Origin of the sequence: Corynebacterium sp. p3-SID1194 (assembly GCF_025144155.1) — a bacterium.
GTDB lineage: Bacteria > Actinomycetota > Actinomycetes > Mycobacteriales > Mycobacteriaceae > Corynebacterium.
In genome coordinates this window covers 16,592-30,090 of sequence record NZ_JALXWY010000001.1, presented here as the reverse complement: position 1 = coordinate 30,090, position 13,499 = coordinate 16,592, and the positions used below count along the sequence as shown (strand labels likewise).

Below are 13,499 nucleotides of genomic sequence, written 5' to 3'. Positions count from 1 at the left end.
ATCACGGCAACCGCGCATCCGCTCCCCATACCAGACCCGCAGATGAGCTGCATAAATGCACGCAAAAGCGGCAGGGTCTTACCGCGGGAACAATCTGCTCTTGTCCGGCGTTAGAACGATAGATTCGCAAGACTTGAAGGAGCTTTCATCCATGACTCAGCCCAATGTGGATCCTGTCGATGCCAATGAAGAAAAGGTCGACCGCGGAAGCCGACGAAATCAGACGAATGACAACCCTTCCGCCGACCTCGTGCGCGTCTATCTCAACGGCATCGGCAAGACCGCATTGCTGAACGCTGAGGAAGAAGTCGAACTCGCCCAACAGATCGAAGTCGGGCTGTACTCCCAGCACCTCCTCGACGACCCTGAGGTAGAACTCACCCGCGCCAAGCGCCGCGACCTGAAGATTCTGGCGAAGGAAGGCCGCAAAGCACGCTCCCACCTCCTGGAAGCCAACCTGCGCCTCGTTGTCTCCTTGGCCAAGCGCTACACCGGCCGCGGCATGCCGCTGCTGGATCTCATCCAGGAAGGCAACCTCGGCCTCATCCGCGCGATGGAGAAATTCGACTACACCAAGGGCTTCAAGTTCTCCACCTACGCCACCTGGTGGATCCGCCAGGCAATCACCCGCGGCATGGCGGACCAGTCGCGCACGATCCGCCTCCCAGTCCACCTGGTCGAGCAGGTCAATAAGCTCTCCCGCATCCGCCGCGAGATGTACCAGTCCCTCGGCCGCGAACCAACGAATGAGGAGCTGTCGGAAGAGTCCGGCATCGAAGAATCCAAGATCGAGATGCTGCTGCGTCAGTCCCGTGACCCGGTGAGCTTGGACATGCCCGTCGGCGCCGACGAGGAAGCCCCGTTGGGCGATTTCATTGAGGATGCTGAGGCCGCAGACGCTGAAGATGCCGTTGTCTCCGTGCTGCGCCACGATGACATCAACGACATCATCGGCGGCCTCGAGCAGCGCGAACAGGATGTCATCCGCTTGCGCTACGGCCTCGATGACGGTGTGCCGCGCACGCTCGACCAGATCGGCCGCAAATTCGGCCTGTCCCGCGAGCGCGTCCGCCAGATCGAACGCGAAGTAATGAGCAAGCTGCGCGTCGGCGACCGCGCCGACCGCCTGCGCGATTACGCACAGTAGAGCCTCTGCCCTAAACGCACCGCCCAAACGGCGGTGCGTTCTGGGTTACTATGTGCTCTAGTCAATAGCCGCCGTGTGTAAGGATTGAAGGAAGTCTGAAGTGAGAGATCTCGTAGACACCACCGAAATGTACCTGCGCACGGTCTACGAGCTTGAGGAAGAAGGCATCATTCCGCTTCGCGCTCGCATCGCCGAGCGCCTGGATCAGTCCGGCCCCACCGTCTCCCAGACCGTGGCGCGCATGGAGCGCGACGGCCTCATCGTCGTCGAATCGGACCGTTCCCTCTCCCTGACCGAGCGCGGCCGCGAACTGGCCACCTCCGTCATGCGCAAACACCGCCTCGCCGAGTGCCTGCTCACCGACGTTTTGAATCTGGATTTGAGCCAAGTTCACGCCGAAGCCTGCCGTTGGGAGCACGTAATGAGCGAGGACGTGGAGCGCCAAATGCTCCGGGTGCTCGACGACCCGACGCGCTCGCCATTCGGCAATCCGATTCCCGCTCTCGACGAGCTTGGCTACACTGCGGCGGCGGAAGAAGACCTCGGGGTGCGGGTCAGCGATCTCGAGGTCTCCGAGCCGGTCCACGTGGAGATCGTGCAGATCAACGAAATCCTCCAGCTCGACTCCGAGCACTATTCTTCGATCTGCCGCTTCGGCATCGCCCGCGGCGCACATGTCACTCTCGAGCGCAACGATAATGGCTCACTGGCGCTCGTCACCGAGTCCGGTTCTCGCGTGAACCTCGCACCGGACCTCGAGCACGCGCTTCGCGTCATCCCTGTCCACGGGTAGCAACTAGGCTGACTAAACGTACTAGCCTCCAACCCTGAAAGAGGGAAATTCATGTCCCGTCTCGTCGTCACCGGTGGCGCCGGCTACGTCGGCAGCGTCTGCTCGAAGGTCCTTATGGAAGCGGGCCACACGGTCACCATCGTCGATAATTTTTCGACCGGCAACCGCGATGCCGTGCCCGAGGGCGCCACGCTCGTCGAGGGCGACATCAACGACGTCATCGACGACGTGCTTTCCGACGGCCCCGTCGATGGCGTCCTCCACTTCGCCGCCCGGTCGCTAGTCGGCGAGTCCGTGGAAAAGCCCGACGAATACTGGCGCGACAACGTGGGCACCACGCTGACATTGCTGAACTCCATGCGCGATCACGACGTGACCAACCTCGTGTTCTCCTCCACCGCCGCGACGTACGGTGAACCAGAGCGTGTCCCGATCACCGAGGACATGCCCACTGCCCCGACGAATGCCTACGGCGCGACAAAGCTGGCCATCGACTACGCCATCACCTCCTATGCCACCGCATTCGGACTGGGTGCAACGAGTTTGCGCTACTTCAACGTGGCAGGTGCTTACGGCGGCCTCGGCGAGAACCACGCGACGGAGACCCACTTGATTCCGTTGGTGCTCCAGGTGGCACAGGGCAAACGCGAGAAGATCTTCATGTACGGCGACGACTGGCCTACCGCTGACGGCACCTGCGTGCGCGACTACATCCACATCCGTGACCTCGCTGACGCACACCTGCTCGCCCTGCAGTCCAATACTCCAGGCAAGCACCGCATTTTCAATCTCGGTTCCGGCGACGGCTATTCCGTCAAGGAAGTCATCGAGGCGTGCCGGCGCGTCACCGGTCATCCCATTCCTGCAGACATCGCCCCCCGGCGCGCTGGCGATCCAGCAACACTGATCGCGTCCTCCCAGCGCGCGAAGAATGAACTTGGGTGGACCCCCACCCGCACCGACCTCGACCAGATCGTGGCGGACGCATGGGAGTACACCCAGTCCCGTTAGCTACGCGCTGGCCGCCTGGTCCCCGTATTCCTCGTCGGGATCGTCGAAATCATCGGCTTCGTCATCGTCGCGGCCGAGATCGTTGAACTCGTCGCCGTCGCCTTCGGCGGCGTTTCCGATGATGTGCGCGCACGCCAATTCGCACCCTTGCAGAATCGTGGTGACGAGGTGCTGCTGCTGGCCGGCGGCGAGAATCTCTTGGCAGATCGCTGACATGGAGTGCCTGGGCATGTCCTCCTGCGCAGTCGCCAGCGCCGCAGACGCCCAGGAAGACAAGCCCTTGCTAATGGCGACGATCGCCCACAGGCTCAGCGCATTCGCACGGATCACACCGTCGAATGTCCGGGCCACGGCAAGCAGAGCCGCCGCTGATTGCTCGGGGTACCGCACCGCGGTGCCGATGACGCAGTCCCGCAGCATCGAGCGCGACAACACCGTCACGAGTGCGAAAAGATCGTCGGTGTCTGAGAAAACGCTGTCCAAGCTCGGTCGTCCGTCTGAAGCGATGAGTGGCTGAGCCGGGGCGTTGCGCAGCGCGGCCATTGCTTCCCGCACATATTCGCCGGGGGTGGACGCACCGCGATCGATCTGGCGGCGCAGCGCATCGGCGCACAAACGCGCCTCCCGGATGAACGCCGCGACCTCAATGTTGTCCCCACCGAGCGTCACCCACCCCGTGTGGGAGTCCTGCTCGAAATACTCGAATGTGTCGGAACGGTTCAACGCCGGCAGGATCCCGTTGTCGCGCCACGCACGCATCGCCGGCGAGTTGACCACAGACGCCACCGTTCCGCGGTCCCATTTCAAGTCGGGCCAGTTCCGGTTCATGTCCTCCGGGTCGGGCCCGAAGACCATCTCGTACGGGGTGCCCTGGGCGATTTCGGAGACGTGCCACAATACGTCGATAAGCGGTTCCCCGCCTGGACGCGTCAACTCCTCCAGTCCGTGCGCGGCACTGGTCGCGAGTTCACCAAGCGGTGTCCTGGTCACCATGACGCCGAGGAAGGCGACGCAGCGCTCCACCGGCGCCGTCTCCAAGAAGGTACCCAACTGGCCGGCGTGCGAGAGATCCGCCCTCATCACCGGCCCCAGCATGAGCTCCCCACCTTTCACGTCGTCCGGAACGAGCCCGATCACGACGACGGATTCCTGCGGGTAATAGCCGAGCGTGCCGGGAATGGTCGCGATGATGGTCGCTGGGTCGTCCACGGAACCGATGTCGTCGGTCCACGGATCGAAATTCGGGTTGTTCGAGTTTGTCGGTTTCTGTTGTCCTGAGAATGAATGTGTCATGCCCTATTGGACTTCCCCACCCCCCGGATCGGTTCCCAGGAAAGCAGAACTGGGGAGCGTGGCGGGGGTGCGTCGATAAGCGAAGCTGTGCTTTCCCGGACAATGCGGGACGTGCGTTACCACCTATCGCGTGGGGTCCGTAAGGTGGGAATGAAACCTAACACCCACGGTGTTGTACTGGGTGTTAGTTCACAAGAAGGAGGATGTCACACACATGACGTCAGACGATCAGCGGCACATGTACGAGCTGGAGTACCCGGCTCCCGCCGTGGAAGACGGCGCGTCCTCTGGCCCCACCCTCATCGTGGCCATGCAGGGCTACGCCGACGCGGGGCACGCCGTCGAGGGCGCGGCCGGGCATCTGAAGGACGCGCTCGATTCGCGCACGCTCGCCACGTTCAACAACGACGAGCTCATTGACTACCGCTCGCGCCGCCCGATGGTGACGCTGAGCCAGCACGAGATCAGCGACGTCGACGACATTGACCTAGACATCCGCGTGCTGCGCGATTCCAAGGGCGAGTCCTTCCTGCTGCTTTCCGGCCCAGAGCCGGATCTGCGCTGGGAGGCGTTCTCGAAGTCGGTGGCGGATCTCGCCGACCGCTTCAACGTGGACAAGACCATCTGCCTTTACGCCGCGCCGATGGGTGCGCCGCACACGCGTCCGCTCGTCGTGTCCGCGCACGGCAACGACCGCGAGCTCGTCGGGAAGATGTTCACGTTCGACGGCATGGTGTCTGTTCCAGGTGCCGCCGCCGTGATGATCGAGCGCGAGTTGCACTCCCGCGGCCGCCGCGTTGCGGGCTACACGGCGCACGTTCCGCATTACGTCGCGTCTTCGCCGTACCCGCAGGCTGTCTACCAGTTGCTGCAATCCGTTTCGGATACGTCGAACCTGAAGTTCCCGCTGGGCGCGATCGAGCGCGACATGGAGCGCGTCGCGCAGCAGCTCGCCGAGCAGACGAATAATTCCGAGGAGATCGCCAACGTCGTCGGCCAGCTCGAGCAGCACTACGACTCGGAGATGGCGTCCTACCGCAAAAAGAACCCGCAGAAGATGATGCCGGGCGAGGCACAGGTGCCCAGCGGCGAGGAGATCGGCGAGGCATTCGAGAATTTTCTCGCGGCCATCGACGACCGCGACAAAACGCTCGGCCCGGGCGACGACATCGATATGCCGGACGACGACGAGTAGCCGCGCGCCTTTAGTACCGTGGGTGAGGTGACTTCCAACGCCTCAGCACCGACGCTCGGAGATTCGATTGCGGATCTCGAGAACGTCCCGAGCACGCTTATCGACGACGCAGTCTGGGACTCTTTCACCTCCTGGACCTCCTCGCGCGGGATCTCGCTGTATCCGGCGCAGGAGGAAGCGTCGTTGGCTCTGTTGTCCGGTGACAATGTCATCTTGGCCACGCCTACTGGGTCCGGTAAGTCGATGGTGGCTAACGCTGCGCACTTCATCGCCATGGCGCGCGGCCAGCGGTCTTTCTACACCGCACCGATCAAGGCGTTGGTGAGCGAGAAATTCTTCTCCCTGTGCGAGATTTTCGGCCCGGAGAATGTCGGCATGATGACCGGAGATGCCACCGTCAACGGTGATGCCCCGATCATCGCGGCTACTGCTGAGATCGTGGCCAATATCGCGCTGCGCGAGGGCGCCAAATCCGACATCCGCCAAGTCGTGATGGACGAGTTCCACTACTACTCCGAGCCCGACCGCGGCTGGGCGTGGCAGGTGCCGCTGCTGGAGCTGCCCAAAGCACAGTTCCTGCTCATGTCGGCGACGCTCGGCGACACAAAGTGGCTCGAGGACGACCTCACCCGCCGCACCGGTCGCGAGACCACCTACGTCGGCGGATCCGAACGCCCGGTTCCGCTGGATTTCCACTACGTGTTCACGCCCGTCCACGACACCATTGAAGAGCTGCTTGCCGACGGTAAGGCACCCATCTACGTCGTGCATTTCTCCCAGCGTGAGGCGACGGAGCGCGCGCAGGCGCTCACGTCGATGTCCATCATTTCCGCCGAGGAAAAAGACGCGATTCGCGACGCCATCGGCGACTTCCGCTTCACCACCACCTTCGGCAAGACTCTGTCGAAGCTGCTGCGCCGCGGCATCGGCATCCACCACGCAGGCATGCTGCCGAAATACCGGCGCCTGGTGGAGCGTCTCGCCCAGGCGGGACATCTGAAGGTCATTTGCGGAACGGACACGCTCGGTGTGGGCATCAACGTTCCGATCCGTACCGTCCTCATGACCGGGCTGGCGAAATTCGACGGCACGAAGCAGCGCATCGTGAAATCCCGCGAATTCCACCAGATCGCCGGACGCGCGGGCCGCGCAGGCTACGACACAGAAGGCACCGTCGTCGTCGAAGCACCCGAGCACGAGATCGAGAGCGTGAAACTCCGCCGCAAGGCCGGCGACGACCCGAAGAAGCTGAAGAAGATCCGCAAGAAGGCCCCGCGCGACGGCGAAGTCTCGTGGTCGGAGAAGACGTTCAACCGGCTCACTGAAGCTGAGCCCGAGGAGCTGACCAGCCAATTCACGGTGTCGAACTCGATGCTGCTCAACGTCGTCGCACGTCCCGGCGACGGTTACGAGCACATGAAGCACTTGCTGCGAGACAACCACGACACCCGCGCCAAGCAGAACCGCGACATTCTCACCGCCGTCGATCTCTTCCGCGGGCTCATCGCCGCCGAGGTCGTCGAGCGCACTCCTGATTCTCCCGCGTTCCGCCCGTACACCCTGACTGCGGAGCTCGACCGGGACTTCGCGCTCAACCAGCCGCTGTCGCCGTTCGCACTCGCGTTTTTGACGTTGCTCGACCCAGCCTCGGAAACCTACGACTTGGATGTCATCTCCACATTCGAGGCGATTCTCGACGATCCGCGCCAGCTCCTCCAGGCCCAGCAATCCGCGGCGCGCGGCGAGGAAATCGCCGCACTCAAGGCCGACGGCGTCGACTACACCGAACGCATGGCGCTCATCGAGGACGTCACCTACCCGCAGCCGCTGCGCGACGAGCTCGAGGATGCCTACGAGACCTTCGTGCATGGTAATCCGTGGGCGAAAGAATTCGATCTCTCCCCCAAATCGGTCGTGCGCGACATGATCGAGCACGCGATGACATTCTCCGACGTCATCGCCACATACGGTCTCGCGCGCAGCGAAGGCGTCGTCCTGCGCTACCTCACCGACGCGTGGCGCACGCTATCGCATTCCATCCCCGACGCGTACATGACAGAGCGCCTCGACGACATCATTGTGTGGCTCGGCGAGCTCATCCGCCAGGTCGATTCATCGCTTATCGACGAATGGGCCCACATGGCCGACGAGAACACCCCCATAAGCCGCGACGATCTGGAACGCGAACTGGCCTTCGGCGTGGAAGATCCGACCGCTCTGACCGCCAATCGCCGCGCCTTCACCATCATGGTGCGCAATTATTTCTTCCGCATGGTCGAGCTCTTCGCCTTCGAGAAGGAAAAAGAGCTCGCCGACATGCTCGACTACATGGAGCTGGCCGACCAGCCCGACTGGCCTGCACTCATGGACGACTATTTCGACGACTATGACGATGTCGACTTGGACGCCGATGCCCGCGGACCCGAGTACTTCGTGCTTGCCGACACGGACTCCCGCAGCTGGACTGTCACCCAGCTCGTCAAAGATCCTGAAGGCGACAATTCTTTCCAATTGCACGGCACCGTTGACCTCGACGCTTCCGACGCCGCCGGCGAAGTCCGCCTGAGCTCTCTTGAAATGCGCCATTAAGTATTTCTTCTATTTTCCCGCACCAACCTATTAATCCTTGTAGTTTTTGAAGATATGAGTAATAAGGAGTACCGCCCGACGCTGGCTCAGATCCGCACCTTCGTGACCATTGCCGAACACCGGCACTTCGGCACCGCGGCCAGCCATCTGCAGATCTCCCAGCCATCCCTATCCCAGGCACTCGTCGCCTTGGAATCCGGCTTGGGAATTCAGCTCATCGAGCGCTCGACGCGCAAAGTGATCGTCACCCCCGTCGGCGAACGCCTCCTCCCCTACGCCCAAGCCACGCTCGAAGCCGCCGAATCCTTCGTGCAGCACTCCCGCGGCGCCCAAGGCATTCTCAACGGGCAACTCACGCTCGGCATCATTCCCACCATCGCGCCGTACCTACTGCCAGAATTTCTGCGCCTCGCCCAAGAGCGCTACCCGGACCTCGAACCGAAAGTCGTCGAGGAGACGACCCCAGCGCTCATGGAGCAACTGCGCAACGGCCAGCTCGACGCCGCACTCATCGCCTTTCCGTCCGGCACGACCGGCCTCGACGAAATTCCCCTCTACACCGAGGACTTCGCCATCGCCGTGAACGAAACCAACGGCCTTGCCGGCCGCAGCGACGTCGCACTCGCCGAACTCGACGCTCTGGATATGCTTCTCATGGACGACGGCCACTGCCTGCGTGACCAGATCATGGACCTGTGCCGCACCGCCAACCTCGACGTAGCCGGAATGACCGAATCCGTCACCCGCGCGTCCTCACTGACCACCATCATCCAGCTCGTCGCCGCCGGTTACGGCGCCACACTGCTCCCTATCTCCGCCGTCCCCGTCGAATGCGCCCGCCCTAACGTCGCTGTCGCGCACTTCGCCGACGATGTCACCGCCTCACGCGACATCGGACTCGTGCACCGCTCATCGTCCACGCGCACCGAGGAATTCACTGCCCTCGGGGAGCTGATTGCGGAAGCATTCCACGCGACCGTCGATAAGCGCGCATAGCCACCGCACGACGGCTACTCGCACGCGGGTAGACTCGCGCGTTGACTATGACGAACCCTGAACTCACCCGCGACGAGCTCTACCGCCGCCTCGACGAACTGCCCATCGCCAGCGTCCGGCGTTTCAAGCGGCGCCTGAAAAAGGCGCGTTCTCCGCATGCGCTCAGCCAGATCAGCGCTGACATGGACGCAGAGGCTGGGAAAATAGCGGATATCGATAAGCATGTCCCCGCGATCGAGTACCCCGAATCCCTCCCTGTCTCCGCGCGGCGCGACGACATCATGGAGCTCATCCGCGACAACCAGGTCGTCGTCATCGCTGGTGAGACCGGCTCCGGCAAAACCACGCAGATCCCGAAGATGCTCCTCGAGCTCGGGCGCGGACGCCGCGGCCTGATTGGCCACACCCAGCCGCGCCGTATCGCCGCGCGCACTGTTGGCGAACGCATCGCCGACGAACTCGGCCAAGACATCGGCGAGACCGTCGGCTACGCCATCCGCTTCGACGACCGCGTTACCGACACCACCGCCGTCAAACTCATGACCGACGGCATCCTCCTCGCCGAAATGCAGCGCGACCGGTTCCTCAACGCCTACGACACGATCATCATCGACGAGGCCCACGAGCGGTCGCTCAACATCGACTTCCTCCTCGGCTACCTCAAACGCCTGCTGCCCGCGCGGCCCGACCTGAAGGTGATCATCACCTCCGCGACCATCGACCCCGAGCGCTTCGCCGCGCACTTCGCCGACGCTTCCGGCGAACCCGCGCCCATCATCGAAGTCTCCGGTCGCACCTACCCGGTGGAAATCCGCTACCGGCCGCTGGAGACGGAAGTCGCCGCCAAGGACGGCAGCACCAAGGTCGTTGACATCGACATGCTCGACGGGCTTATCGACGCACTGAAAGAACTCATTCGCGAAGGCGACGGCGACATCCTGTGCTTCTTCGCCTCCGAGCGCGATATCCGCGACGCGATGGAAGTCATCGAGAAACAGCACTGGCGCGGTGTCGAAGTCACTCCCCTGTTCGGCCGCCTGTCCAATGCCGAGCAGCACCGCGTGTTCTCACCGCACTCCGGCCGCCGCATCGTGCTGGCCACCAATATCGCAGAGACGTCGCTGACCGTGCCGGGCATCCACTATGTCGTGGACACCGGCCTTGCGCGCATCTCGCGCTACTCCACCCGCACCAAGGTCCAGCGTCTCCCTATTGAGGAGATCTCGCAGGCCAGCGCCAACCAGCGTTCCGGTCGCTCGGGCCGCACCGCCGACGGCATCGCCATCCGCCTCTACTCCGAAGACAATTTCAATGCGCGCCCCGAATTCACCGACCCGGAAATCCTGCGCACTAACCTGGCCAGCGTCATCCTCCAGATGATCAATCTGCGGCTCGGCGATATCTCCGAATTCCCCTTCGTGCAGCCGCCCGAACCCAAAGCAGTCCGCGATGGTCTCCTGCTCCTCCAGGAACTGGGCACCATCAAAGACTCGCGCGACCACGCTGAACTTGCGCTGACCGGCATCGGCCGCGACATCGCACGCATTCCTGTCGACCCGCGCATGGCGCGCATGCTCGTCGAAGCCGACAGGCTCGGTGTGCTCCGCGACGTGACCATCATCGTCGCCGCCATGACCATTCAGGACGTCCGCGAACGCCCCCTGGAATACCAGGCGCAGGCTGACCAGGCGCACGCCCGCTTCAAGGACACGACCTCCGACTTCCTCGCGTCTTTGAACCTCTGGGACTACATCAAAGACTCCCGCGACGAACTGTCCGGCAACGCCTTCCGCAAACGCATGAAGAAGGAATTCCTCCACTACATGCGCATCCGCGAGTGGTTCGACCTTGTGCGTCAGCTCCGCGACGCTGAAGCGCAGCTCGGGTGGAAGAATGTCTCGTCCGCCGTCGATGCCGCCGACCGCGACACCAACGCGATCCATCAGTCGCTACTTACCGGTCTGCTGTCCAATATCGGTGCCCGCGACGGAAACTCCAAGGAATTCAAGGGGGCCCGCGGGACCCGCTTCATGGTTTTCCCGGGTTCCGCCCTGGCGAAGAAACCGCCGGAATTCGTGATGGCGGCGGAGCTCGTCGAAACGTCCCGCCTCTGGGCACGCGACGTCGCCGCGATCGACCCGTCGTGGGTGGAGAAGATCGCCCGCGACCTTCTCAAGCACTCCTATTCCGAACCGGTGTGGTCGCAGAAGCGCGCCGCGCCGATGGTGCACCAGAAGTCGATGCTTTACGGCGTCACCGTCGTCGCTGACCGCTTGGTCCCGTACCACCGCGTCGACATGGAGGCAGCCCGCGACCTGTTCATCCGCCACGCGCTTATCGACGGCGAATGGAATGCTCACCATAAGTTCTTGAAGCACAACGCGGCCCTGCTCGAAGAAGCCGCAGCCGTCGAGGAAAAGGTCCGTCGCCGCGGCATCGTCGTCGACGAGGACACCCTTTTTGACTTCTACGACCAGCGCGTCCCCAACGACATCGGCACCGGACGCCACTTCGACGCATGGTGGAAGAAGAAGCGCCAGCACGACGCGTCCTTCCTCGACTTCGACCCCGAGGCATTGCTTTACGACGCCTCCGCCGACGCCGGCGACACCGCCTTCCCCGACACCTGGCGCCACGGCTCCATCGACTACGACCTCCAGTACAAATTCGAGCCCGGCGACCCATTCGACGGTGTGACGGTGCTCGTCCCTGTTCCTCTCCTCGCGGGACTCGAAGACACCGGTTTCGACTGGCTCGTGCCCGGACTACGCGAGGAACTGGTCACCGAACTCATCCGCTCTCTTCCGAAAGCCCTGCGCAAAACGGTTGTCCCGGCCCCGGAATTCGCCGACCGGGCGATGGGCAAGCTCGTCCCGTTCGAAGCTCCCATCACCGAACAGCTCGCCGACGTTTTGCAGTCCCTCGGCGGCCACGGCATCAACGGGTCCGACTTCCGACCCAATGCGCTGCCGGCGCACCTCACGATGACCTTCGCTGCCGTCGACCGCCGCGGAAAGATCATCGATCACGACAAGAGCCTCAGCGCTCTCAAAAACCGCCAGGCCGGCCACATCACGTCTTCTGTGGCCAAGGCGACGAAGAAAGCGGAATCCGACGCCGCCAAAGACTGGACCGCCGATACCCTCGGCGACGTGCCTGAGACCGTCACTACGACGATCGAAGGCAACGATGTCGATGCGTATCCCGCTCTGGAAGCGACTGCCGACGGCGTCCGCGTCAAGGTCTTCCCCACCAAGGCTGCCGCCGATGCCTCCATGATGACGGCGACACTCACCATGCTGATGCGCCAGATCCCCGTCAACGTTTCCCAAATGACGAAAGGATTGCCGTTGCGGCAGCGTGTGGCCGTCGATAAGTATCCCCACGGTGGTGCCGCTGGACTCGTCGAGGATGCGCGCGTGGCCGCAATCCGCGACCTCATGATGAAAAATGGCGGCCCCGTGCGCACCCCCGACGAATTCAAGACACTGCTGGGCGCGGTCAAACCCCAGGTTCCTGGTGCCGTTCGCCACTCCGTCGTCGCCCTCGCCGGCGGAATTGTCGAATACGTCAATATCGCCGCCGAAATCGACAAGTGGGACGGCCCCGCCATCGACGACATCAAGCAGCAAATGCGCTTCCTGCTGCCGAAGAACGCGATCACGATTCACGGCACCGAGAATCTCCAGCACCTACCGCGCTACATGTCGGCGATCCAAGCGCGTCTCGACGACATGAACCTCGACCCCGACCGCGATGCCGACCGCCAATCCGTCATCGACGATGTCAAGGCATACCGCGATGCCAAGCTCCAACGCCTGCCCGCTAACCGCGCGAAATCCCGGGCAGTGAAGGACATCAATTGGCGAATCCAAGAGCTACGAGTGAGCCTGTTCGCCCAGCGTCTGGGCACTGCAAAGCCGGTGAGTCCACGGCGCATCGAGAAGATGATCGACAAGCTCTAGCCACGGATCAGGCAGTGGATCATCCCGAGCTGTTCGCTAGAGCTCGTCCATCCCACGATCTTTGCGACGCATGAGACGGATCTCCGATTCGAAGTCATCAGCACTTTCGAAGGACTTATACACGGACGCGAAACGCAGGTACGCGACCTCATCCAGCGCACGCAGCGGCTCCAAGATCGCAAGACCGATCTCATTCGACGGGATTTGGGAGCTGCCGTGGCTGCGTACGATCTCTTCGACTTCCTGCGCGAGTCGCTTCAGCGAGTCGTCGGACACGTCGCGACCTTGGCACGCGCGGCGCACGCCGACGATGAGCTTGTCGCGGTCGAAGGGCTCGCTGACCCCGTTGCGCTTCACCACCGTCAACACAGCTTTCTCCATGGTGGTGAAACGTCCCCCGCACTCCGTGCATTCGCGACGGCGGCGGATGGCTGCTCCGCCGTCCACGAGACGCGAGTCTGAGACGCGGGAGCTATCGTTCTGACAAAAAGGGCAGTGCACGACACTGCA

General features: G+C 62.9%; 9 protein-coding genes. 7 read left to right on the top strand and 2 right to left on the bottom strand.

Translation table 11 applies throughout. The features are described from left to right. The first annotated feature begins 151 nt into the window (after nucleotides 1–151). From M3G19_RS00130 to galE, 3 genes are all read left to right on the top strand, one after another. The gene (locus M3G19_RS00130) at nucleotides 152–1,147 is read left to right on the top strand and encodes a sigma-70 family RNA polymerase sigma factor (protein WP_259899748.1); all 996 of its coding nucleotides are present in this window, start codon (nucleotides 152–154) and stop codon (nucleotides 1,145–1,147) included. A gap of 100 nt (nucleotides 1,148–1,247) precedes the next feature. Next, nucleotides 1,248–1,940, top strand: a complete 693-nt coding sequence (locus M3G19_RS00125) for a metal-dependent transcriptional regulator (RefSeq protein ID WP_259899747.1) — start codon at nucleotides 1,248–1,250, stop codon at nucleotides 1,938–1,940. Nucleotides 1,941–1,991: 51 nt separating this feature from the next. Beyond that, on the top strand, nucleotides 1,992–2,951 hold the full coding sequence (gene galE / locus M3G19_RS00120; protein WP_259899746.1) for a UDP-glucose 4-epimerase GalE: 960 nt from the start codon (nucleotides 1,992–1,994) through the stop codon (nucleotides 2,949–2,951). Here galE and M3G19_RS00115 read toward each other — a convergent pair whose 3' ends face one another. Beyond that, nucleotides 2,952–4,244 (bottom strand): DUF4192 domain-containing protein, encoded by a 1,293-nt coding sequence (locus M3G19_RS00115; protein ID WP_259899745.1) that lies wholly within the window; start codon nucleotides 4,242–4,244, stop codon nucleotides 2,952–2,954. 214 nt (nucleotides 4,245–4,458) lie between these two features. On the opposite strand from M3G19_RS00115, the gene M3G19_RS00110 reads away from it, so the two are divergent. The 4 genes from M3G19_RS00110 to hrpA are packed head-to-tail and all read left to right on the top strand — an operon-like array spanning nucleotide 4,459 to nucleotide 12,989. Then, entirely contained in the window at nucleotides 4,459–5,439 is a 981-nt protein-coding gene (locus M3G19_RS00110; protein WP_259899744.1) for a PAC2 family protein, read from the top strand. Between the two features lie 27 nt (nucleotides 5,440–5,466). Then, complete coding sequence (locus tag M3G19_RS00105) at nucleotides 5,467–8,028, top strand: RNA helicase (protein WP_259899743.1); 2,562 nt, start codon at nucleotides 5,467–5,469, stop codon at nucleotides 8,026–8,028. A 54-nt stretch (nucleotides 8,029–8,082) separates the two neighbouring features. Continuing rightward, entirely contained in the window at nucleotides 8,083–9,024 is a 942-nt protein-coding gene (locus M3G19_RS00100; protein ID WP_259899742.1) for a hydrogen peroxide-inducible genes activator, read from the top strand. A gap of 47 nt (nucleotides 9,025–9,071) precedes the next feature. Further along, complete coding sequence (gene hrpA, locus M3G19_RS00095) at nucleotides 9,072–12,989, top strand: ATP-dependent RNA helicase HrpA (protein WP_259899741.1); 3,918 nt, start codon at nucleotides 9,072–9,074, stop codon at nucleotides 12,987–12,989. A gap of 36 nt (nucleotides 12,990–13,025) precedes the next feature. Here the strand turns inward: hrpA and nrdR are convergent, their stop codons facing one another. Continuing rightward, nucleotides 13,026–13,490: a transcriptional regulator NrdR gene (gene nrdR / locus M3G19_RS00090; protein ID WP_210574246.1), complete on the bottom strand. Its 465-nt coding sequence runs from the start codon at nucleotides 13,488–13,490 to the stop codon at nucleotides 13,026–13,028. Between the last annotated feature and the right edge of the window lie 9 nt (nucleotides 13,491–13,499).